The 23,284-nt window shown below is 70.2% G+C and carries 19 protein-coding genes; 14 read left to right on the top strand and 5 right to left on the bottom strand.

Features of this window, described 5'->3' with window-relative positions; genetic code table 11:
- Positions 1-37 precede the first annotated feature (37 nt).
- Entirely contained in the window at positions 38-871 is an 834-nt protein-coding gene (locus BLR49_RS09800) for an SDR family oxidoreductase (protein WP_092537117.1), read from the top strand.
- Between the two features lie 137 nt (positions 872-1,008).
- Positions 1,009-1,521 carry a SixA phosphatase family protein gene (locus BLR49_RS09795; protein ID WP_092537114.1) on the top strand — a complete coding sequence of 171 codons (513 nt, stop codon included), beginning with the start codon at positions 1,009-1,011 and terminating at the stop codon, positions 1,519-1,521.
- A gap of 67 nt (positions 1,522-1,588) precedes the next feature.
- Here the strand turns inward: BLR49_RS09795 and serB are convergent, their stop codons facing one another.
- The gene (gene serB, locus BLR49_RS09790) at positions 1,589-2,299 is read right to left on the bottom strand and encodes a phosphoserine phosphatase SerB (protein WP_092537111.1); all 711 of its coding nucleotides are present in this window, start codon (positions 2,297-2,299) and stop codon (positions 1,589-1,591) included.
- A 103-nt stretch (positions 2,300-2,402) separates the two neighbouring features.
- A complete protein-coding gene (gene glgC / locus BLR49_RS09785; protein ID WP_092537108.1) occupies positions 2,403-3,647 on the bottom strand; it encodes a glucose-1-phosphate adenylyltransferase in 1,245 nt (414 codons plus the stop codon).
- A gap of 277 nt (positions 3,648-3,924) precedes the next feature.
- Between glgC and glgA the strand changes: the two genes are divergently transcribed.
- Complete coding sequence (gene glgA, locus BLR49_RS09780) at positions 3,925-5,157, top strand: glycogen synthase (RefSeq protein ID WP_092537202.1); 1,233 nt, start codon at positions 3,925-3,927, stop codon at positions 5,155-5,157.
- Between the two features lie 203 nt (positions 5,158-5,360).
- Entirely contained in the window at positions 5,361-7,535 is a 2,175-nt protein-coding gene (locus BLR49_RS09775) for a beta-glucosidase family protein (RefSeq protein WP_092537104.1), read from the top strand.
- 15 nt (positions 7,536-7,550) lie between these two features.
- On the opposite strand, the gene BLR49_RS09770 is transcribed toward BLR49_RS09775, so the two are convergent.
- On the bottom strand, positions 7,551-8,261 hold the full coding sequence (locus BLR49_RS09770) for a hypothetical protein (RefSeq protein WP_092537101.1): 711 nt from the start codon (positions 8,259-8,261) through the stop codon (positions 7,551-7,553).
- 62 nt (positions 8,262-8,323) lie between these two features.
- Here BLR49_RS09770 and BLR49_RS09765 point away from each other — a divergent pair, with 62 nt between their 5' ends.
- The 6 genes from BLR49_RS09765 to BLR49_RS09740 all read left to right on the top strand — a co-directional run bounded on the left by BLR49_RS09765 (position 8,324) and on the right by BLR49_RS09740 (position 15,617).
- Positions 8,324-9,106 carry an ABC transporter ATP-binding protein gene (locus tag BLR49_RS09765; protein ID WP_092537098.1) on the top strand — a complete coding sequence of 261 codons (783 nt, stop codon included), beginning with the start codon at positions 8,324-8,326 and terminating at the stop codon, positions 9,104-9,106.
- A gap of 59 nt (positions 9,107-9,165) precedes the next feature.
- Positions 9,166-9,630: an NfeD family protein gene (locus BLR49_RS09760; protein WP_092537095.1), complete on the top strand. Its 465-nt coding sequence runs from the start codon at positions 9,166-9,168 to the stop codon at positions 9,628-9,630.
- 73 nt (positions 9,631-9,703) lie between these two features.
- Positions 9,704-10,927, top strand: coding sequence for an SPFH domain-containing protein (locus BLR49_RS09755; RefSeq protein ID WP_092537092.1), 1,224 nt, complete (start codon positions 9,704-9,706; stop codon positions 10,925-10,927).
- Between the two features lie 72 nt (positions 10,928-10,999).
- Positions 11,000-12,757, top strand: a complete 1,758-nt coding sequence (locus BLR49_RS09750; RefSeq protein WP_092537089.1) for an ABC transporter ATP-binding protein — start codon at positions 11,000-11,002, stop codon at positions 12,755-12,757.
- Positions 12,754-14,748, top strand: a complete 1,995-nt coding sequence (locus BLR49_RS09745) for an ABC transporter ATP-binding protein (protein ID WP_092537086.1) — start codon at positions 12,754-12,756, stop codon at positions 14,746-14,748. Before BLR49_RS09750 ends, BLR49_RS09745 begins: the two co-directional genes overlap by 4 nt.
- The gene (locus BLR49_RS09740) at positions 14,745-15,617 is read left to right on the top strand and encodes a TrmH family RNA methyltransferase (protein WP_092537083.1); all 873 of its coding nucleotides are present in this window, start codon (positions 14,745-14,747) and stop codon (positions 15,615-15,617) included. Before BLR49_RS09745 ends, BLR49_RS09740 begins: the two co-directional genes overlap by 4 nt.
- A 108-nt stretch (positions 15,618-15,725) precedes the next feature.
- On the opposite strand, the gene BLR49_RS09735 is transcribed toward BLR49_RS09740, so the two are convergent.
- Positions 15,726-17,765, bottom strand: coding sequence for a glucose PTS transporter subunit IIA (locus BLR49_RS09735; RefSeq protein WP_092537080.1), 2,040 nt, complete (start codon positions 17,763-17,765; stop codon positions 15,726-15,728).
- 422 nt (positions 17,766-18,187) lie between these two features.
- Here BLR49_RS09735 and BLR49_RS09730 point away from each other — a divergent pair, with 422 nt between their 5' ends.
- From BLR49_RS09730 to BLR49_RS09715, 4 genes are all read left to right on the top strand, one after another.
- The gene (locus BLR49_RS09730; RefSeq protein WP_245690591.1) at positions 18,188-18,946 is read left to right on the top strand and encodes a hypothetical protein; all 759 of its coding nucleotides are present in this window, start codon (positions 18,188-18,190) and stop codon (positions 18,944-18,946) included.
- Positions 18,947-19,061: 115 nt separating this feature from the next.
- The gene (locus tag BLR49_RS09725; protein ID WP_092537074.1) at positions 19,062-20,720 is read left to right on the top strand and encodes an ABC-F family ATP-binding cassette domain-containing protein; all 1,659 of its coding nucleotides are present in this window, start codon (positions 19,062-19,064) and stop codon (positions 20,718-20,720) included.
- Positions 20,721-20,856: 136 nt separating this feature from the next.
- The gene (locus tag BLR49_RS09720) at positions 20,857-21,258 is read left to right on the top strand and encodes a HesB/IscA family protein (RefSeq protein WP_092537071.1); all 402 of its coding nucleotides are present in this window, start codon (positions 20,857-20,859) and stop codon (positions 21,256-21,258) included.
- A 131-nt stretch (positions 21,259-21,389) separates the two neighbouring features.
- Positions 21,390-22,370, top strand: a complete 981-nt coding sequence (locus BLR49_RS09715; RefSeq protein WP_092537068.1) for an FKBP-type peptidyl-prolyl cis-trans isomerase — start codon at positions 21,390-21,392, stop codon at positions 22,368-22,370.
- A gap of 113 nt (positions 22,371-22,483) precedes the next feature.
- Here BLR49_RS09715 and BLR49_RS09710 read toward each other — a convergent pair whose 3' ends face one another.
- Positions 22,484-23,125 carry a superoxide dismutase gene (locus BLR49_RS09710; protein WP_092537064.1) on the bottom strand — a complete coding sequence of 214 codons (642 nt, stop codon included), beginning with the start codon at positions 23,123-23,125 and terminating at the stop codon, positions 22,484-22,486.
- Positions 23,126-23,284 lie beyond the last annotated feature (159 nt).

The following is a 23,284-nucleotide window of genomic DNA, read 5'->3' as shown; positions in this document are numbered from 1 at the left end:
CCGGGCCGTGGTCGCCGCCGCATGCGAGGCTGGTGCCATGAGCGAGCAAACGGCCCGGACTGCGGGCCTACTCCAAGGCCGCACCGTCCTCATCACCGGGGTGCTGCGGCCCGCCTCCATCGCCGCGGCCATCGCGGTCGTCGCCAGGGAGCAAGGGGCGCGCGTGGTGCTCACGGGACATCCCCGCACGCTGGCGCTGACCCGGGCCACCGCCCGCCGCATCGGCGATGCTCATGCGGTCCTCCCGCTGGACGCCGCCGACGCCGCCTCTCGGGCCGCACTCCTGCCGCGGTTGGCGCGTGAGGGAGTGGAGCGCCTGGACGGCGTCGTCCACGCCATCGCCCACGCCGATCCCGCCCTGCTCGGCACGCTGCTGCCCGCCGGGGCCGACACCGACGCCGCCGCGGGTGTGGATGCGGACGCGCACAGCCGGGTGCTGGCCGAGGCCTTCACCGCCTCGGCCGCCTCTCTGCCCGCGCTCGTCGATGCCGTGCGGTCCCTGCTCACACCCCGCGCGTCGGTGGTTGCCCTCACCTTCGACACCGGGCACGTCCACCTCGGCTACGGCTGGATGGGGCCGCTCAAGGCCGCCCTGGAGGCGAGCGTGCGCGGCCTGGCCGTGGAGCTGGGGCCCGCGGGCGTGCGCGTGAACGCCGTCAGCGCCGGGCCCCTGGTGACCCCCGCCGCCTCCGCCATCCCCGGCCTCGAGGCCCTGGCAAGTCGTTGGGAGGCAGCGGCTCCGCTCGGCTGGGACCGGCACGACGCCGCCGCCGTCGCCCGCACGGCTGTCGCACTGCTGTCCGACTGGCTGCCGGCCACCACCGGCCAGGTCATCCACGCCGACGGCGGCGCCGCCCTGTGCCTGCGCTAGAGACCGCGCCCTCGTACGCAGCCGTATCGACCAATCTGGTTGCGGTACCGGCGCCGTTTGGGCATTTTGCCGGAGCCGGTCTGGTGGAGACGGGGGTCGAGTGCCGTTGGGCATCCGCCTGACGGTAGGGTATCCGCGTGACGACTGACTCCCCCGGGAAGATCCTCGTGCTGGTCCGGCACTCGAAGGCGTCCCACAACGCTCCCACCGATCTTGAGCGTCCGCTCACCTCGCGCGGACGCCTCCTGGCCGACGAGCTCGCCCGCTCCCTGGAGCGCCGGGTGCCCAGCCTGGATCTGCTCCTGGTCTCGCCGGCCGCCCGCGCTCGGCAGACCGCCGGTCCCATGCGTGAGCGCCTGGTTCCCACGCTCACGCGGGTGGAGCCCGAGATCTACCACGAGGGCCCCGGCGGCATCCTCCGCCTCCTGCAGCCCCTGCCGGAGACGACACGGCAGGTGCTGGTAGTCGGCCACGAGCCGACCGTTTCGGTGCTGGCGCACCTGCTGCACGACACGGTCGACGACCTGGCCAACCAGGTCTCCTTCGGCGTCCCCACCGCGACCGCGCTCGTACTGCGCGTGTCCGGCGTGTGGGCCGCCCTCGGACCGCAGACCGCCCACCTCAGCGAGATCGTCACCGCCCCGCGCTGAGCGCCCCGCGCGGCGCCATTTCTACCGATCTGGGCACGTAACTTCTACCGATCTCGGCGGGGTTGGGTTAGAGCAGGTCCAGCACCGCCGTCAGGTCGCGCACGTGCACCGCGGCGGGCGCCGCCTCGGCGACCACCGGCTTGGCGCAGAACGCCACCCCCAGGCCCGCCTCGGCGATCATGCCCAGGTCGTTCGCGCCGTCTCCCACCGCCACGGTGCGGGCCATGGGAACCCCGTCGGCCTCCGCCCAGGCGCGCAGGCAGCGGATCTTCTCCTCACGGTCCACGATCCGCCCCAGCACCCGCCCGGTGAGCACGCCGCCCGACACCTCCAGCCGGTTGGCGGCCACGTGGTCTATGCCCAGGCTCCGGGCCAGCGGGCACACGACCTCCTCGAAGCCGCCGGAGACCACCCCGACCCGGCAGCCGCGCGCGTGCAGCGCGGCGATGAACTCGCGCGCTCCGGGGGTCAGCTCGACCTCCTCCAGCACCTCGGCGAACACGGTCTGCGGCACCCCGGCGAGCGTCGCCACGCGCTCGCGCAGGGAGGCGGCGAAGTCCAACTCGCCGCGCATGGCCCGCGCGGTCACCTCGGCGACGCGCTCGCGGGTGCCGGCGCGCTCGGCGATCAACTCGATCACCTCCTGCTCGATCAGGGTCGAGTCGACGTCCATCACCAGCAGGCCGGGCCCCAGAGATGCCAGCTCGCCGTCGGCGCGGGCACCGGACACGCGCGGCGCGTCTGCGGTGCGGGTGGGCGGGGGCGTGTAAGAACGCATGGCCGGATGCTAACCAATGCCCGCCGGCCGCATACGACGCCGCCCCGGGACCCAGGGTCCCGGGGCGACGCGGTCGATCGGTGGTCGTCCTGAGGCAGGCCCGTCAGCGCACGACCCGGTGGCCCTTGGCGACTACGGTGATGCCGGACTCGGTCACCGTGAAGCCGCGCTCGCGGTCGTGCTCCGGGTCGATGCCGACCATGGCGCCCTCCTCGACGACGACGTTCTTGTCCAGGATGGCGCGGTTGATCACCGTGTTGCGGCCGACGTTGACGCCGTCCATCAGCACCGACTCGCGCACCGAGGACCAGGAGTTCACTCGCACCTCAGGGGAGAGCACCGAGGAGATGACCTCGCCGCCGGAGACGATCACGCCGGGGGAGACGATGGAGTCGACGGCGTGTCCCAGGCGCTCGTGGTGCCCGTAGACGAACTTCGCCGGCGGCATGGAGCCCGAGTAGCCGGCGAACAGCGGCCACCGGCTGTTGTAGAGGTTGAACACGGGACTGACGCTGATGAGGTCCTGGTGGGCCTCGTAGAAGGCGTCGACCGTACCCACGTCGCGCCAGTAGTCGCGGTCGCGCTCGGTGGCGCCGGGCACCTCGTTGTCCTTGAAGTCGTAGACGCCGGCGGCGCCCTGGCCGACGAACCAGGGCACGATGTTGCCGCCCATGTCGTGCTTGGAGGACTCGTCGGCGGCGTCGATGGTGACCGCCTCGGTCAGGGCGTCGGCGTCCATGATGTAGTTGCCCATGGAGGCGAGCACCTCGTCGGGGGAGTCGGGCAGGCCCGGCGTCTCCTTGGGCTTCTCAACGAAGGCCTTGATCTTGCCGCGGGAGTCCGGGTCCGACTCGATGATGCCGAACTGGTCCGCGAGCGCGCGCGGCTGCCGGATGCCGGCGACGGTGCACGGCAGTCCAGAGGCGATGTGGTGGTCGAGCATCTGGGAGAAGTCCATGCGGTAGATGTTGTCCGCACCGGTGATGACCACGTAGTCCGGGCGCTCGTCCTCAACCAGGTTGAGGGACTGGTAGATGGCGTCGGCGGAGCCGAGGAACCAGTGCTTGCCCACGCGCTGCTGCGCGGGGACCGGGGCGATGTAGTTCCCCAGCATGTCGGACATGCGCCAGGTCTTGGAGATGTGCCGGTCCAGCGAGTGCGACTTGTACTGGGTGAGCACGACCACCTTCAGGAAGCCCGAGTTGATCATGTTGGACAGGGAGAAGTCGATGAGCCGGTAGATGCCGCCGAAGGGCACTGCGGGCTTGGCACGGTCGACCGTAAGCGGCATGAGGCGCTTGCCTTCACCGCCGGCGAGGATGATTGCGAGGACGCGAGGAGAAGCCATGAGCCCACCTTACGGTGATTTTCGTCATCTCGGGAGTCGATTGGGCCGATTGGAATGAAGTGCTTCGGAACAGCCTGCGCCGATCAACCGGCAGATCGACCGGCGTGTCCCCGGATGCAGCCGGGCGGCTCGGCGCCCGGACCCCGCCACGCCAAAACTGCGCGCCGGGCCCCGGTCGGCGATACTGTGTGACCTACGACAAGGCCCGCCGGACGTGCATGGGTGCACGACCAAGAAGGAGAGCGCTGTGACCGAGGAAACCACCATCAGTGACGGACTGCGAGTCGACCTGCTGACCAAGGAGTATCCGCCCTTCATCTACGGCGGTGCCGGCGTCCACGTCAACGAGCTCGCCAAGGTGCTGCGGCCGTTGGCCGACGTGCGCGTGCACGCCTTCGGGGGCCCGCGCGAGCCCGGCACCGAGGGCGCCGACGCGGGCGTGACCGGCTACCCGGAGGTGGCCGAGCTGGAGGGCGCCAACGCCGCCCTGCGCACCTTCGGCGTGGACCTGGAGATGGTCCCCGGAGTCGAGGGCGCCGACATCGTCCACTCCCACACCTGGTACGCCAACCTCGCCGGGCACCTGGCGGGTCTGCTCTATGGCATCCCCCACATCCTGTCCGCACACTCCCTGGAGCCCATGCGTCCCTGGAAGGCCGAACAGCTGGGCGGGGGCTACGCGCTTTCCTCCTGGGCGGAGCAGCAGGCCTACGAGGGCGCTGCTGCGATCATCGCCGTGTCCAACGGCATGCGTGCGGACATCCTCAAGTCCTACCCGAACGTCGACCCCGAACGTGTCAAGGTCGTGCACAACGGCATCGACCTGGCCGGCTGGGCCAAGCCGGACGACGCCGAGTTCGAGGCGCTCGCCGCGGAGGTACGGGACCGCTACGGCATCGACACCTCCCGGCCCACGGTCGTGTTCGTCGGCCGCATCACCCGGCAGAAGGGACTGCCGCACCTGTTGCGCGCGGTGGAGAAGCTGCCCGAGCAGGTCCAGGTCATCTTGTGCGCCGGTGCCCCGGACACCCCGGAGATCAAGGCCGAGGTGGACGCCGCCGTCGCCGCCCTGCAGGGCCAGCGCACCGGTGTGATCATGATCGAGGAGATGCTCCCGCACCGCGAGCTCCAGGCGGTCCTGGCCGCCTCGGACGTGTTCGTGTGCCCCTCGGTCTACGAGCCCCTCGGCATCGTGAACCTCGAGGCCATGGCCATGGGTCTGCCCGTGGTCGGCTCGGCGACCGGCGGCATCCCGGACGTCATCGTCGACGGCGAGACCGGCTACCTGGTCCCGATCGAGCAGCTGCAGGACGGCACCGGCACGCCCATCGACCCCGAGCAGTTCGCCACCGACCTGGCCGAGCGCCTGAGCGACCTGGTTATGGATGCGGACAAGGCCCAGCAGATGGGGCGGGCCGCACGCAAGCGGGTGGAGGAGCACTTCTCCTGGACCGCCATCGCCGACCGGACCATGGAGGTCTACCGGTGGGCGCTGGCCAACCCGCGCTGACGCCGCCGCGCTGACGGCCCGCAGGGCGCCGCGCCGCGTCGAGGGCGCCGCCACCGTTCACGGGTGGCGGCGCCCTCAGTGCCATCGGAGTACGGATGAGCGCCCCGGGCCATAATGGTTGATCTGTTAAACAAATACCTATAGGGTGGCTTCGTCCGGCACAGCAGCCGGAAGCGCAACGGAGCGAGCGATGGAGACGTGTTATGACAGCACCCGCGCAGGCCACCCCGGCAACGGCATTCACCAAGGCGGTAGACGCGGTCAAGTCCGGGACCGATCCCTTTGACGAGGCCGCCGCCCTGTACGACCTGCTGACCGACGATGAGCGCCTGGGGCTGCTCGACGGCGACCAGCCCTTCTGGGAGGGCATGGCGCAGATGATGCAGGTCGGCTACAACACCGTCCCCTATGTTCACGGAGCCGTCGACCGCCTCGGCATTCCCGGCACGCGCTTCGTGGACGGTCCACGCGGCTGCGTAGCCGGACAGGGGACCGCCTTCCCCGTGTCCATGGCTCGCGGCGCCACCTGGGACGTCGGACTGGAGGAACGCATCGGCGGCGTGATCGGCACCGAGGTGCGTGCCGTGGGCGGCAACTTCTTCGGCGGTGTGTGTATCAACCTGCCCCGCCACCCCGCCTGGGGCCGCGTCCAGGAGACCTACGGCGAGGACACCTGCCTGCTGGGCGAGTTCGGCGCCGCCCTCACTCGCGGCGTCCAGCGCCATGCCATGGCCTGCGCCAAGCACTACGCCCTGAACTCCATGGAGAACAAGCGCTTCCAGGTGGACGTCACCATCGACGAGGCAACACTGCACGAGCAGTACCTGCCGCACTTCAAGCGCGTCGTCGACGAGGGCGTGGCCGCCATCATGAGCGCCTACAACTCCGTCAACGGCCAGTGGGCGGGGCAGAACCGCTACCTGCTCCACGAGGTCCTGCGCGAGCAGTGGGGTTGGGACGGCATCACGGTGTCCGACTTCATCTGGGGCCTGCGGGATGCCGCCGCCTCGCTCAACAATGGGCTCGACCTCGAGGAGCCCTTCGCGCAGCAGCGTGCCCGGGACCTCGGGCGGCAGCTTGAGAGCGGTGAGACGAGTTGGGAGATGGTGCGGCGTGCCGGGGTGCGGCTGCTCGCCGCCCAGCTCCGTTCCTACGCCTCGCGGGACCGCGTCCCCGAGGATGCGGCCCTGCTGGCATGCCCCGAGCACCGCGCCCTCGCCCGCGAGGCCGCCACGCGCGCCATGACGCTGCTCAAGAACGAGCGGGTCGACGGCGCCCCGGTGCTGCCGCTGCCCGCCGACCTGCGGACGATCGCCGTCATCGGCAGACTGGCGACCGCCGAGAACATGGGCGACTCGGGCTCGTCAATGGTCCGTCCGCCCAGCTACGCCACCCCGCTGGAGGGCATCACCGCGGCCTACCCGGACGCCGAGATCCTCCTGGTCGAGGAGGACGACCCGGACGCTGCCGCCGGTGCCGCGGCCCGGGCGGACGTCGCGATCGTCGTCGCCGGGTTCGACAAGCACGACGAGGGCGAATGGGTCGGCGGTGACACCATGAACGACCCGGTACTGACCAGTCTCTTCCCGGCCCTGCCCGACGGTGCCGCGGCGCCGACCGGGCAGGCCAACGCGATCATGACCGCCGGCTACGGAGGCGATCGCTCCCGCCTGACTCTGCGCGACGTCGACGAGGAGATCATCAAGGCCGTCACGGCCGTGAACCCGCGCACCGTCGTCGCCCTCGTCGGAGCCGGCACCACCATGATGGAGAACTGGCGCCACAGCGTCCCGGCGATCCTCATGATGTGGTACGCGGGCATGGAGGGCGGACACGCCCTGGCCGACGTGCTCACCGGCAGAGCGAACCCCTCCGGCCGACTGCCCTTCTCCATCCCCACCAGCGAGGCCCACCTGCCCCCATTCGATCGCGAGTGGACGGCGGTGACCTACGACCGCTGGCATGGGCAGCGCCTGCTGGATCGACTCGGCGTCAAGGCGGCCTACCCGCTGGGCTGGGGCCTGTCCTACACCACCTACCGTCTGGAAGGCGCAGAGGTCACCGCCTCGACCGGCGAAGGCGCCGAGCGCGTGCTCTCCGTCCGTGCACGCGTGGCGAACACCGGCGCGCAGGACGGAATCCAGGTGGTCCAGGTCTACGGCCGCGGCGGGGCACACGCCGAGGAGACCCAGCTGCTCGGCTTCGCGACGGTGGAGGTCCCCGCCGGAACGACTCAGGAGGTGGACGTACCGGTGCGCCTGACGCAGCTGGGCTCGTGGGACCCGCGGGCCCAGCGGATCGTCCTGGCTGACGGTCCCGTATCGCTCGATGTCGCCTTCCACGCCCACGACCCCGGCGCCATCACGTTCACCGTCTGATTACGGGGCGGCGGCTCAGCGCGCCCACCACTCGGTGGCCGCCGCCACCCCGTGCCGGGCGGTGGCCAGCAGCGGGCGCAGAATGGCGGCCCGCCGGTCGGCCTGCTGCGCCGTGGTCGCCGCGCCGTCGTCCTCCAGCGCCAGGGTGCAGATCGCCCGCAGCCGCAGGGACCGCTCCAGCAGGGTGCGACGGCGGGAGTCCAGGCCGGGCGGCAGCAGCCGGGGATCGACCACGGCGGTGATCAGGTCGTTGAGCGCGTCGGCCAGTTCGGGTCGCTCACGGGCCAGGTCCAGTTCGATCAGTGCGTCGATCGCCGCCTCGGTGGCGGAGTGCACGTCGCGTCGCGCCTGAGAGGCGTCCAGCGGCGGCAGCGGCGCCAGCATCTCCTCCACCCGCCAGCTCACCGACGTACCGGCGGCCCACGGCACCAGCAGCACGCTCCGGCCGGTAACGGCCTGCAGGACGACGCCCTCGCCGACCTCGACGGCGGCCGCCAGGCCGGGCAGCGGATCCGCGGGGGAGGGCAGCACCGCGCTGGCGCGTGCGAGCGGACCGAAGTCGGCCACCCACTGCTCCAGGGGCGAGCGCCCCAGACCCCACGGGGAGGCATCGTCCACGGCCTCGTGCACGACATCGGGGCCCTGTACGACGGCACGCCCCTGTGAGGAGGGCAGCGGCGCCCACAGGGCCAGCAGGACGGACAGCGGCGGCGCGAGAGGATCCACGACATCGCACCCTAGCGCCAAATGGCGGGGAGCCGAACCGTTGCGCAGGATAGGGTGGGCGCATGACCAGCGTGCTCCGTTTTGACGACGTCTCGCTCCACCGCGGAACCACCCAGATCCTGTCCCATGTGACCTGGAGCGTGGAGGAGGGCCAGCACTGGGTGCTGCTCGGCCCCAACGGCGCCGGCAAGACCACCATCTCGCGCATCGCCTCGGCCCGCCTGTTCCCCTCCTCGGGCGGGGTCGAGATCCTCGGAGAACGGCTGGGACGCGTCGACGTGGCCGAACTGCGCCCCCGCATCGGCCTGGCCTCCACCGCCCTGGCCGGCCGGGTCCTGGGCGGCGAGACCGCCCTGTCCGTGGTCCTGTCCGCCTCCTACGGCAGCATCGGCGTGTGGCGCGAGGAGTACGACGACTTCGACATCGAGCGCGCCCGGGCGCTGCTGACGGCGCTCGACGCCGGCCACCTCGCGAAGCGGACCTGGGCGAACCTGTCCTCGGGGGAGCGCAAGCGCATCGAGCTCGCCCGCGCGCTCATGCCCGACCCCGAGCTGCTGATCCTGGACGAGCCCGCAGCCGGACTCGACCTGGCCGGCCGCGAGCAGCTGCTGGCGGCCCTGACCGACATCCTGTCCGCCCCGGGCGCGCCCTCCATGCTGCTGGTCACCCACCATCTGGAGGAGATCCCCGTAGGCTTCACTCACGGCCTGGCGCTGCGGCGGGGAGAGGCCGTCGCCGCCGGCCCGCTGGACGCCGTCCTCACCGGCGACGTCGTCACCACCACCTTCGGTCTCCCGCTGGAGATCACCAAGGACCGTGGACGCTACACCGCCCGTGGCGCTTGACACGCCCGCATCAATACCGCCCCGGGTCGCCGGGGCGCAGCAGACCAGAGGAGAACACGATGATTTGGCTGTGGTGGATCGGAGCCGCCCTCATCCTCGGCGTCATCGAGATGGCGACGGCGGACCTGACGTTCCTCATGCTTGCCGGCGGCGCCCTGGGCGGCGCCCTGACCGCAGCCCTGGGCGGCCCGGTGTGGGTGCAGGTGATCGTTTTCGCGGTTGTCGCCACGGCGCTGCTGGTAGCCGTACGCCCCTGGGCCAAGCGGCACCTGGCCGCCACCACCCCCGAGATGCGCACCAACGCCGAGGCGCGCATCGGGCGCGAGGCCACCGCCCTGACCGTCGTCGACGCCCGCGACGGCCGCATCAACCTCGACGGCGAGGAGTGGAGCGCCCGCCTGGCCGAGGCCCCGGAGGCCTACGGCACCAACGCCACGGCCCACGTGGAGCCCGGGGCGGGCGTGCGCGTGGTCGCCATCGACGGCGCCGTCGCCGTCGTCGTGCCGCTGCCGCCCCGCCGATAGCGATCAGCGGGCGGTAACGATTCGCCCCGCATTCACGTATGCTGCCGCTCACAACCGAACGAAAGGCCCGCCAGTGCTAGAGACCACAATCCTCGTCATCCTCCTACTGATACTGCTACTCGTGATCGTAGCCCTGTTCCGGGCGGTGCAGATCGTCCCCCAGTCCTACGCGATCATCGTCGAGCGCCTGGGCAAGTTCCAGGCCGAGTACGGGGCGGGCATGCACCTGCTGGTGCCATTCATCGACCGGGTGCGCACCACCGTTGACCTGCGCGAGCAGGTCGTCTCCTTCCCGCCGCAGCCAGTGATCACCTCCGACAACCTGGTGGTGTCCATCGACTCGGTCATCTACTACCAGGTAACCGACCCCAAGCGCGCCACCTACGAGATCGCCAACTACCTGCAGGCCATCGAGCAGCTGACCGTCACCACACTGCGCAACGTCATCGGCGCCATGGACCTGGAGCAGACCCTGACCAGCCGCGACCAGATCAACGGTCAGCTGCGCGGAGTCCTGGACCAGGCCACCGGCCGCTGGGGTATCCGCGTATCCAACGTGGAGCTGAAGTCCATTGACCCGCCTGCATCCATCCAGGGCGCCATGGAGCAGCAGATGCGCGCCGAGCGCGACCGGCGCGCCGCCATCCTGACCGCCGAGGGCGTAAAGCAGTCCCAGATCCTGACCGCCGAGGGCGACAAGCAGTCCGCGATCCTGCGCGCCGAGGGACAGGCCCAGTCCGCGATCCTCAAGGCCCAGGGCGAGTCCCGCGCCATCCTCCAGGTCTTCGACGCCATCCACCGCGGCAACGCCGACCCGAAGCTGCTGGCCTACCAGTACCTGCAGACCCTGCCGAAGATCGCCAACGGCTCCTCCTCGAAGATGTGGATCGTCCCCACCGAGTTCACCGCCGCGCTGGACGGCATCGCCGGTGCCCTGGGCGGCAAGTCCGCCGCCGACGGCCCCGGATCGGCCGCCTTCAGTGGCGACGCCGACGTGAAGGTCGATGTCTCCGGCATGGAGTCCAGCCTCGACATCGCCGGCGACCTCGCCGAGACCAGCCTGCAGGCCCCCGAGGAGGCCCTGGCGCAGGCCCGCGGCGAGGCCGCCTCCGCCTCCCAGGAGGCCGAGGCCGCGGACACCCCGGCTCCGAGCCGCTCGGCCAACCCGCCCGCCGCCGCCCGGGCGGCGGGAGACCAGGGCGACCAGACCACGACGCTGCCGGCCCCGGGGCGGCACGCGGATCCCGGTCCGGCAGACGTGCCGCCGTCCATTCCGCCGTCGGCCCGTCCGGAGTGAGACGCGCCCGAGCCGTGTGCCGACAGTGAAATAGGCGCCTGTCTCCCGGGGCAGAGGTTGTAGCCTCTGCGGGTGCTGCTCAAGACACTGCGTCACTACCTGCGGCCCTACGCGGGTCCTCTGACGATCGTCTTCCTGCTGAAGATTGTTGAGACGATCGCCGTTTTGTCGCTGCCCACCCTCAACGCCGACATCATCAACGATGGTGTGGTCACGGGTGATACGCACAAGATCTGGAGCCTGGGCGGGGTGATGCTGGCCATCACCGTGCTGCAGGGCATAGTTGCGATCGTCGGCACCTACCTGTCCGCCAAGGCGGCCATGGGGCTGGGGCGCGAGATGCGCAGGGACATCTTCAACCACGTCCAGCACTTCAACCTGGAAGAGGTATCCCGCTTCGGGGCGCCCTCGCTGATCACCCGCTCCACCAACGACATCCAGCAGGTGCAGATGGTGGTGTTCATGGCCTCCACCATGATGCTCATGGCGCCGATCATGCTGGTGGGCGGCACCATCATGGCGCTGCGGGTAGACGTTCCCCTGTCCGGCCTGCTGCTGGTGCTCATCCCGCTGCTGCTGGTGGTGGTCGGATCGATCATGGGGCGGCTGCTGCCGCACTTCCGGGTGATGCAGAGCCGCATCGACCGCGTCAACCTGGTCATGCGCGAGCAGATTCAGGGTGTGCGCGTCATCCGCGCCTTTGTGCGGCAGAAGCAGCGGCGGCAGGTGTTCACCGAGGCCAACGACGCCCTGACCGACACCTCGCTGCGTATCGGCCGCCTGTTCGCCATGCTGTTCCCGTCGGTGACGGTGATCATGAACCTGGCCTCCATCGGCGTGATGTGGTTCGGCGGGCTGCGCATCAACGACGGGCAGATGGAGGTCGGCGACCTGACCGCCTTCCTCAACTACATCATGCAGATCCTCTTCTCGGTGATGATCGCGGTCATGCTGGTGACGATCCTGCCGCGCGCCCAGGTAGCCGCCACCCGCTTCCAGGAGGTCATGGCCGTCGACCCGGCCATCAAGGCCCCCGCCCAGCCGCTGCACCTGCCCGCCCCCGGAGGTGCCGCCGCGGGCGCCCGCGGCCGCCGGGTGCGCCTGGACAACGTCACCTTCCGCTACCCGGGCGCGGACTCCCGGGTGCTGGCCGAGATCAACGTCGACATGCCGCCGGGCACCACCACCGCCTTCATCGGTTCCACCGGCTCCGGAAAGACCACCCTGGCCAACCTGCTGCCGCGGCTGCTCGACGTGACCGAGGGCTCCGTCAGCGTCGACGGCGTCGACGTGCGCGACCTGGACCCGCACGAGCTGCGGGAGAATGTCGCCACCGTGCCGCAGAAGGCCTACCTGTTCTCCGGCACCATCCGCTCCACCCTGCTGCACGGCCGGCAGGACGCCACCGACGCCGAGCTGTGGGACGCCCTTGAGGCCGCCCAGGCCGCGGGCTTCGTGCAGGCCCTCGACGACGGCCTGGACCACAAGGTCGACCAGGGCGGCGTCAACTTCTCCGGCGGGCAGCGCCAGCGGCTCGCCATTGCCCGCGCCCTGGTGCGCCGGGCCGGCGTGTATGTCTTCGACGACTCCTTCTCCGCCCTCGACTACGCCACCGACGCCCGCCTGCGCGCGGGCCTGCCGCGGGCCACCGGCGGGGCGACCATCGTCGTCGTCGCCCAGCGGGTCGCCTCCGTGCGCAACGCCGACCAGATCGTGGTCCTGGACGAGGGGCACATCGTCGGCATCGGCACCCACAGTGAACTCATGGACGCCTGCCCCACCTATGCGGAGATCGTCCTGTCCCAGATCAGCGCCGAGGAGGCCGCATGAGCCACGGACCCGGGCCTCGGCAGGCCCCCAACCAGAAGGCACAGAACTTCCGCGGCACCTGGCGGCGCCTGCTGGGCGAGTTGCGCCCGGAGCGGCTGCGCATCTTCGTCGTCATGTTGCTGACGACGGCGGCGGTAGTCCTGAACGTGGCTGCGCCCAAGGTGGTCGCCCGCGCCACGAACGTCATTTTCGAGGGCGTCCTGGGCAAGCTGCTCGCCTCCTTCGGGCTGCCCGACGGGCTCTCCGGGCAGCAGCTCGAGCGGGTGCTGCGCGGCGCCGGCCAGGACACCTACGCCGACATGCTCTCCGCCTACGACGTCGTCGTCGGCCAGGGCCTGGACACCCACGCCCTGATGATGATCCTGGCCCAGACCCTGTCCCTGTACGTGCTCTCCGCCCTGTTCCTGTGGCTGCAGGCCCGTATCCTCGCCGGCGTCATCCAGCGCACCGGACGGCGCATGCGCGCCGAGGTGGCCGCCAAGCTCGACCGGATGCCGCTGTCCTACATCGACCATGGCTCTCGCGGCGACATGCTCTCCCGCGTCACCAACGACGTCGACAACATCACCCAGACCCTGCAGCAGACCATCTCCCAGGCGCTGAACTCCATCATCACCGTGATCGGCGTATTCGCCATGATGCTGACGGTCTCCGTGCAGCTGTCGCTGGTGTCGCTCGCGACGCTGCCGGTGGCGCTGATCATCACGCTGCTGATCGCCTCCCGCGCCCAGCCGCACTTCACCGAGCAGTGGGACGCCACCGGTGACGTCTCCGGCGTGGTCGAGGAGGCCTTCACCGGACACGAGGCGGTGACGCTGTTCAACTCCGAGGAGACCTTCAACGCGCTGTTCGAGAAGGAGAACAACCGGCTGTACCACGGCTCCTACAAGGCGCAGTGGATCTCCGGCACCATCCAGCCGGCCATGCGCGTGGTCTCCAACCTGAACTTCGTCATCATCGCCGTCATCGGCGGCGTCAAGATCACCAGCGGCCAGATGACCCTGGGCGATGTGCAGGCCTTCATCCAGTACTCCCAGCAGTTCACCCAGCCGATCACGCAGCTCGCCTCCATGGCGAACCTGCTGCAGTCGGGCGCGGCCAGCGCCGAGCGGCTGTTCGAGATCATGGACGCCCCCGAGGAGGCGGAGACTGCCACCCGCGCCCTGCCCGAGCGGGTAGCCGGCCGGGTCGTCTTCGACCATGTGCGCTTCTCCTACAGCCCCGATACGGAGCTGATCACCGACCTCAACCTGACGGTGGAGCCGGGGCAGACGATCGCCATCGTCGGCCCCACCGGCGCCGGCAAGACCACGCTGGTCAATCTGCTGCTGCGCTTCTACGACCCGCAGTCCGGGTCGATCACGCTCGACGGCATCGACACCCGGGAGCTGTCCCGCGACGAGCTGCGCGAGCAGATCGGCATGGTGCTGCAGGACACCTGGCTGTTCGAGGGCACGATCGGGGAGAACATCGCCTTCGGCGCCTCCCACGCCACTGCCGAGCAGGTGCGCGAGGCCGCCCGGGCCGCCAGCGTCGACCACATTGTGCGCTCCCTGCCCGACGGCTACGACACCATCATCGACGACTCCGGGGCGGGCGTGTCCGCGGGCGAGAAGCAGCTGATCACCATTGCCCGCGCCTTCCTCGCCGACCGGCAGATCCTGGTGCTGGACGAGGCCACCTCCTCGGTGGACACCCGCACCGAGCTGCTGGTGCAGAAGGCCATGGTGCAGCTGCGCCAGGGACGCACCAGCTTCGTGATCGCCCACCGCCTGTCCACCATCCGCGACGCCGACACCATCCTGGTGATGGAGCACGGCGACATCGTCGAGCAGGGCAACCACGAGGCGCTCATGGCCGCCCGGGGCGCCTACTACGAGCTCTACCAGAGCCAGTTCGCCGGCCCGGAGGCGGAGGAGGAGGCGGCCGTCGAGGCCGACCCGCTGCTGGCGGCGGTGGGGCGGGACGCCCGGGGCAAGACCCGCTCGTGATCGTCCCCCTCGAAACGCTCGACGACGCCGCAGACCCCCGCCTGGCCGACTACACCGCCCTGACCGACGTGGCCCTGCGGCGCCGCCTGGAGACCGAGCGCGGCCTGTACATGGCCGAGTCCACCAAGGTGATCACCCGGGCGGTGGCGGCCGGGCACGCCCCACGCTCATTCCTGATGGCACCGCGCCACCTGGAGCAGATGCGCCCGGTGATCGCCGCCGCCACCGGCTGCGGCGGGCGCGAGGACGGCGGCCAGGTGCCGGTGTTCGTAGCCCCGGAGGAGCTGCTGGAGTCCATCACCGGCTTCCACCTGCACCGCGGCGCGCTGGCGGCCATGCACCGTCCCGCGCTCGCCTCCGTCACCGAGCTGCTGGCCGGTGCCCGCAGCGGGGCGGGGGCACGGCGCATCGCCATCCTGGAGGATCTGGTCGACCACACCAATGTGGGCGCCGTCTTCCGCAGCGCCGCCGCCCTGGGAATCGATGCCGTGCTGGTAACGCCACACTGCGCCGACCCGCTGTACCGGCGCAGCGTGCGCGTGTCCATGGGCACCGTCTTCCAGGTGCCGTGGACGCGCATCGGGCGCTGGCCCGCCCTGGATGAGCTGCACGCGGGCGGCTGGACGGTGGCGGCCCTGGCCCTGACCGATGCCGCCGTGCCCCTGGACACCTTCGCCGCCTCCCCGGCGTGTACCGGCCCCGCGGCGAAGGTGGCCGTGGTCCTGGGCACCGAGGGCGACGGGCTGAGCCGGCGCACCATTGCGGCGGCCGACACCGTGGTGCGCATCCCCATGGCCGGAGACGTGGACTCCCTCAACGTCGCCGCGGCCGCCGCCGTCGCCTTCTGGGAGCTGCGGGCGCGGGCCTGAGGGGCCGGGCGCAGAGAAGTGCAGTTGGCCGGCGTCCTTGAAGGACGCCGGCCAACTGTTCGTGCTGAGCACTGGGCCAGTCCCGTCGAAGACGGGAAGCAGCCCGGATCAGGCGGTGATGCGCAGCAGCGGGTCGCCCGGGGCCACCTCGCCGGAGGCGATCGTCTCCACGGAGGCGAAGGCCGCCGTGTTGGTGATCAGGATCGGCGTGGTCAGCGGGTGCCCGGCCTGCTCGACGGCGGCCCGGTCCACGCGCGCCAGCTCCTGGCCCGCCTCGACGCGGTCGCCCTGCTTGACCAGGACCTCGAAGCCCTTGCCCTCCATCTCGACCGTGTCCAGGCCGACGTGGATGAGCACCTCTACACCCGAGTCCAGGTTGATGCCGTAGGCGTGCCCGGAGTCGGGCGCCACCACCACGGTACCGGCCGCCGGGGCGACGACCACGATCTGCTGCTCGGAGGGTTCGATGCCCGCGCCCTGGCCTACGGCGCCCCCGGAGAACACCGGGTCGGCCACTTCGGCGAGCGGCACCACAGTGCCGCGCACGGGGGAGACGAGCTCGGTGACCGCGCCCGCGACCAGCGCCGGCTTGGGCTCGGTGGCGGCCTTGGCGGCCTCCTCGAGAGCCAGGTCCGCGGCGGTCTCCTCCGGGGAGGCCTCAACCACGCCGCCGGCGGCGGCACGGGCCTCCGCCTTCTGCTCCGGCGTACGGTAGTCGGAGACGAGGATGAGGATGAAGGCGGTGAAGAAGGCTCCGGCGATGGCGATCGCGTACAGGGCCATGGGGGAGAAGATCGGGATGGTAAGCAGCGAGGTGAAGGCGAAGGTGCTCGCGTTCACGCCGCCACCCAGGCCGACGATCAGACCACCCACGGCGCAGCCGACGAGCATGCGCGGGTAGATGCGCTTGAACCGCAGGTGAATACCGTAAAGGCTCGGCTCGGAGATACCGCCGAACAGACCGGCCGCCAGCGCACCGGAGGCGGTCTGACGCATCTCGTTGTCCTTCTCCCGGATGGAGATGGCCAGCACCGCCGCGGTGGCGCCGAAGCAGGCGAAGTTCCAGGTACCCATGGGGCCCTGGATGAAGTCGTACCCGAGGTTGTTGATGTTGGCCAGCATCAGGGCGTTCAGCGGCCAGTGCAGGCCCAGCGGTACCAGGAACGGGTACAGCAGCGGAATGATGATCGCGAAGACGATCGGGGCAGTGTTGTTCAGCCAGGCCAGCCCCGTACCCAGGGCGGTACCGAGCCAGATGCCGAGGGGGCCCAGGAGGAAGGCGGTGATCGGCATCATGATCACGAAGGACAGGAAGGGTACGAAGACCATCTGCAGGTTGGGGGAGATGATCCGGGTCAGGCCCTTGTAGATCGGGGCGAGGATCGCCACCATGATCAGTGGCACGAACACCTGGCCGCCGTAGTCGTTCAGCTGCATGGTGATGCCGAATACGTTGGCGGTGCACATGTCGGTGCCGAGCGTCTCGTTGACGGTGCAGGTGACGCCGCTCGTAATGCTGGGATCGCTGAGGGCGAGGTAGTTGGGGGTGAGCAGGGCGGCCATGATGGCGGTGCCCACCCACGGGTCGATCCTGAGCTTGTTGGAGGCGTTGTACGCCACCATGATCGGCAGGAAGTAGAACACCGACCTGAACATCGCGTCGACAAAGGTGAGCGATGCCGGTTTGACGGCGGCGTGCGTGTCGATCAGCCCGAAGGCCTCGCACACGGCCTCGCCGGCGATGATCAGAGAGGTGCCCAGCAGCACCGGCAGCAGTGGCCGGAAGGAGTCGGACAGGTACTCGAAGAATGCGTCCACAAAGGCGTTCTTGCCGCGGGCCTTGGCCCGGGCGGCGGCCTTGACATCGGCGTTCGAGGGGCTGCCGCCGCCATTCTTCATGGCGGGCAGATTCATGATCTCGTCGTAGACGCTCTGAACGGCACCGCCGATGATGATCTGGTAGCGGTCGCCGCCCTGGGGGACCGCGCCCATCACGCCGGGGATCTTCTCAACCGTGTCCTTGTCGACGACGGAGGCGTCATTCAGCTGGAACCGCAATCGGGTTGCGCAGCGCGTGAGGCTGACGATGTTCTCGGGCCCGCCTACGGCCTCGAGAATCGCTTCTGGAGCGGATGTGGTAGTTGCCATGTTGACCTTACCGTCGGCCGCCGACCTCGCCCCGAGGACAGGGAGCGGCGGGCTGGGTGGAGGGGTCCAGTCGCATAAGACCCTGCACGCCAGCGTAGCGCCCCTGAAGGTGATCCGGTGCGTATTGCCGACCCCGTCCGTGCGAGGCCGGGCAACACGCCTGAGAAGCCTGGAAGCCAGCATGTAAGAGGGATGGCTTGTTCTGATCGCTGGCCGACGCTCCACCGAAATCCACCGTCATGCTCGGGCACACCCCCCAGAAGTCCCATTCACAGGCGGTCGGCGAAACAATGCCGACTCGGCGCACGCTGAAGCCGACGGCGAAGCCGCCGTCGCCCAGACAAGCCGACGCCGCGCCCCGGGCAGCGCTGGATTCAGCAACCGCCCACGCCGCTGCGGCGCCCAGCCAGAGGAGACCCGCTATGACTACGCTCTCATCCACCACTCCCGCAGCGGACCCGAGCGCCCTTGCTGCCGGCTCGCCGACGCCGCGCCCCGCCCCGAGCCCTGTGCGGGACCCGGAAGCCGAAGCCGGCCTGTACGGGCCACGCGGCTGGACGGTGCGAGCCGGCGTGTGGCACGCGCTGGCCGACTGCCGCGACGAGCTGCGCTCCACCGTGATCCCCGCGCAGTTCGGCTTCGCTCCCGCCGGCATCATCACCGCCGACGGCACCCCGGAGGACGACTACACGCCCTTCCACGACCTGGGTCCGGCCACTGCGCGCCGCCTGCTCGAGATCCTGCCCGCCCAGCAGCTGACCGACCGGCAGAACCTCGGCCCCACCCTGGGGGCATTGCTGCGCGCCTGTGTACGCGCCGACGGGCGGGTCCGCCTGTCCGGCTACGGCATCGGGCCACAGCGCCGGGACGAGCGCATCAGCGTCGAGGGGCTGTGGATCGAGGACCCCGACCTGCTTGACACTCTTTTCGATGCGGTCGATGCGCTCGTCGGCGATGACTGCGACTACCGCGACGGCTATGACGAGTGCGATGAGTGGGAGGACCGTGACCCCGCCGACGCCGAGGAGCTGGAGGCGCTGGTGGCGCTGGGCCTGCAGGAGGTATGGCGCTGCGTGGCCGAGCGGTACGAGCTGGACGCCCGCAGCGGTCCCGACGAGCTCAAGCCGCTGCGCCGACACTGGACTCACGGACCAATGGGCACCTGGCTGTGGTGGGACTGAGGCGATCCGGGAGACGGTGCTGTCCGGCCCGCCTACGGCCGGTGTGACGCACAACCGTCCTGGGTGACCGCCGTCGGCGAACGGAGCGCGGCCCGGATGCCCGTAGCATGCGGGCGTGATCAACGTCCAGGACCTCACCATGCGCATCGGCGCCCGGCAGCTGGTGTCCGGTGCCTCCTTCCGGGTGGACAAGGGCATGCGCATCGGGCTGGTCGGGCGCAACGGGGCCGGCAAGACCACCATGACCAAGCTTCTGGCCGCCGCCTCGGTGGCGCAGGGCACCAGCCAGGCGGTCGCCGACGCCGACGAGCGCCACGGGCTTGAGGCCGTAGAGCACGAGGGCCTGATCACTTGCAACGGCTCGGTCGGCTACCTGCCGCAGGACACCCGGGTCGGCGACTTGAATGAGATCACGCGTGACCGCGTCCTGTCCGCCCGCGGGATCGATGCGCTGCTGGCCCGCATCCGCCGGGCCGAGCAGAAGATCGCCACCACCAGCGGCAACGCCCAGGCCAAGGCCCTGGACCGCTACACCCGGCTGGATCACGAGTTCACCATGGCCGGTGGCTACGCCGCTGCCAGCGAGGCCGCCCGTATCTGTGCCTCCCTGGGGCTGCCCGACAGGGTGCTCGACCAGCCGATCGGCACCCTGTCGGGCGGGCAGCGGCGCCGGGTCGAACTCGCCCGCGTACTGTTCCAGCAGCCCGACACGCTGCTGCTGGACGAGCCCACCAACCACCTGGACTCGGACTCGATCCTGTGGCTGCGCGACCACCTGCGCACCTATGCGGGCGGCTTCATCGTCATCAGCCACGACGTCGAGCTGCTGCGCGACACCGTCAACCAGATCATGCACCTGGACGCCGGCCGCGGCATCCTGGACGTCTACCACCTGGGGTGGGACGCCTACCTGAGGCAGCGCGCCGACGATGAGAATCGCCGCCGCCGTGAGCGCGCCAATGCCGAGAAGAAGGCCGCGGCGCTGCGCGCCCAGGGGGAGAAGATGCGCGCGAAGGCCACCAAGGCGGTCGCCGCCCAGCAGATGCTCAAGCGCGCCGACCGCCTGATGGAGGGCCTGGATGCCGAGCGCGCCCAGGAGAAGGTCGCCCACCTGCGCTTCCCCGACCCCGCCCCCTGCGGCAAGGTGCCGCTGCGCGCGGCCGGACTGTCGAAGGCCTACGGCTCGCTGGAGGTGTTCGCCGGCGTCGACCTGGCCATCGACCGCGGCAGCCGCGTGGTGGTCCTCGGGCTCAACGGCGCCGGCAAGACCACGCTCCTGCGCCTGCTCGCCGGCATCGAGGAGCCCGACTCCGGGCGGGTCGTGGCCGGTACCGGGCTGAAGCTCGGCTACTACGCCCAGGAGCACGAGACCATTGACGATTCGCGCACCGTGGTGGAGAATCTGCGCAGCGCCGCCCCCGGGCTCAATGACACCGAGGTGCGCAGCGTGCTGGGCTCCTTCCTGTTCTCCGGCTCCGACGCCGACAAGCCCGCCCGCGTCCTGTCGGGCGGGGAGAAGACCCGCCTGGCCCTGGCGCTGCTGGTGGTCTCCAGCGCCAACGTGCTGCTGCTGGACGAGCCGACCAACAACCTCGACCCCGCCAGCCGGGAGGAGATCCTGCGCGCGCTGGGCACCTTCACCGGCGCCGTCGTCCTGGTCACGCACGACGAGGGCGCCGTCAAGGCGCTGGACCCCGACCGGGTGCTGCTCCTCCCCGACGGCGACGAGGACCTGTGGAACGAGGACTACCTCGAGCTGGTCACGCTCGCCTGACCCGCCCGCCACGGTGAGTGCCATCACGCCCGCCGGTATTCCCGTCCGCCATGCGGCACGACGTAGGGTGAGGGGAACATTCTGGACCGTCGGCGTGTTCGCCCCGGTGCAAGGCACCCCTTAGGAGGAGACAGATATGGCTCAGACCACCGTGACCGACGCCGGCGGCGACGCAACCACCGATGCCCCCGCCCACGAGGTCATCCTCACCGAGACTGCCGCCGCCAAGGTGGCCAGCCTGCTGGTCCAGGAGGGACGCGACGACCTGCGCCTGCGCGTGGCCGTGCAGCCGGGCGGCTGCTCCGGGCTCGTGTACCAGCTCTACTTCGATGAGCGCGTACTCGACGGCGACGCCATCCGCTCCTTCGCCACCGATGACGCCGAGCTGGCGACCGTCGAGGTCGTGGTGGACCGCATGAGCGTGCCGTACCTGAACGGCGCCACCATCGACTTCTCCGACACGATCGAGAAGCAGGGCTTCACCATCGACAACCCCAACGCCGTGGGCACCTGCGCCTGCGGCGAGTCCTTCCACTGAGCGCTGACCACCCAGCCCCACGTGCAGCCGGCCCTGCGGGCGCCGGTGCCGTCAAGCGCCGGGGTGGCGCAGCGGACGCACGTCTCCCGCCTCACCCCGTCGCCATCCGCACGCACCCGAGGAGAACTACATTGCGCCGTGCCGCAACCGTCCTGCCCGCACTGGCTGTTTCCGCCTGCTTGGCCCTGGCGGGCTGCTCCGACTCGTCCGGGGGCGCCAGCGCCTCCGCCTCGGCCGAGGCCACCGTCACTCCCTTGAGCGCCGTCGACTGCTCTACGTTGACCATTGACGACGACGCCGACTCCCTGCCCACCCTGGAGGGGGAGGCCGGAGCCGAGCCGACCATCACCTGGGGTGACGGCGACGCCCCCGCGAACCTGACCGTCAAGACGCTTCAGACGGGTGACGGTGCGGAGGTGACCGAGGACTCCATCGTCGTGGCCGACTACGCCGGCTGGGAGTGGGGCGCCACAGAGGTATTCGACTCCTCGTATGCACGTGGAGAGTCGACGCCCTTCAGCCTGAGCGGGCTGATCTCCGGCTGGCGCTGCGGGCTTGTCGGGCGTCATGCCGGGGACCGGCTGGAGCTGTCCATCCCCGCCGAGCTCGCGTACGGGAGCTCGGTCGCCGAGGGCTACCCCTCGGGCGATCTGGTGTTCGTAATCGAGATCAAGGGCGTGGTGACCGCCGATGAGGCCGTGTCCGCAACCAAGGACGCGCAGGTCGTCGCCGAGGCGCAGCAATTGCTGGCCGACCGCGGCGTCACCGTCAGCGGCGATCTGGGCGCAGCAGCCACCGTCTCCGTGACCGACGGCGCCGAGGCGCCTACCGAGCAGGAGAACATCGTCCTGGCGCGCGGCAGCGGTGATGAGGTGGCCGAGGGAGACCAGGTGGTACTGGAACTGGCTTTCGTCAACTGGGGCGACAACGGCTCGCTGCAGTCCTCCTGGGAGGCTGGTACACCTCAGCTCATGACCGTCGCGTCGGGTGCGCCGGTCGGTGGCCTGGCCGGCGTGCCGGTCGGCTCACGCGTCGTCATCCTCATCCCCGGGGACGAGACGCAGGGGACCAAGGCTTCCGCCTACGTGGTTGACGTCGCCAAGATCCTGTAGGCGCCCACCGCAAGCGTCGGTATAGCGAGGGCCGCCCGGGCACCACTGGTGCCGGGCGGCCCTCGCGCGCATGCGGCTACAACGGCCGCGCTTCCCTCAGGCGGCGTGGAGCGTCAGCGCACGATCAGGCCCTCGGCGTGGGCGACGGCGTTCGCCAGGCGCTCGGCGACGTCCTCCCAGTTGACAATCTGCCAGATGGCGGCCAGGTAATCCGCCTTGACGTTGAGGTAGTCGAGGTAGAAGGCGTGCTCCCACATGTCGATCTGGAACAGCGGGATCGTGCCCACGGGCACGTTGCCCTGCTGGTCGAACAGCTGGAAGGTGACCAGGCGGCCGGAGACCGAGTCGTAGGCCAGCACCGCCCAGCCGGAGCCCTGAATACCCAGCGCGGCGGCGTTCAGCTGCTGCTTGAGGGCGGCGAAGGAGCCGAAGGAGTCCTTGATGGCCTCCGCCAGCTCGCCCTCGGGCTCGCCGCCGCCGCTGGGGGACAGGTTCTTCCAGAAGATCGAGTGGTTGAGGTGTCCGCCGAGGTTGAAGGCCAGGTTCTTCTCCCACAGGTTGATGGCGGCGAAATCCCCCTCGGCGCGGGCCGCGGCCAGCTGCTCCAGGGCGGCGTTCGCGCCGGTCACGTAGGCGGCGTGGTGGCGGTCGTGGTGGAGCTCCATGATGCGCCCGGAGATGTGCGGCTCGAGCGCGGCGTAGTCGTAGGGGAGCTCGGGAAGCGTGTACTTGGCGGTATCGGTCGGTGTGGTCATGGCGGTCCTGCCTCGCGGGTAGTGCGGTTCGTATGACGGTGTTGCTGACTGCTATTGACAGCCGCAGATACTTGCTGTCGGTCCCGGAGCAACAGAATCATGAGTGAGACTGAAGTCCTAGACAAGATTCATCGTAGACGGTGATCGGTCGGCATAGAA

The organism is Actinomyces ruminicola, assembly GCF_900103885.1.
Taxonomy (GTDB): Bacteria; Actinomycetota; Actinomycetes; order Actinomycetales; family Actinomycetaceae; genus Actinomyces; species Actinomyces ruminicola.
This window is presented reverse-complemented; position numbering and strand designations above follow the sequence as displayed.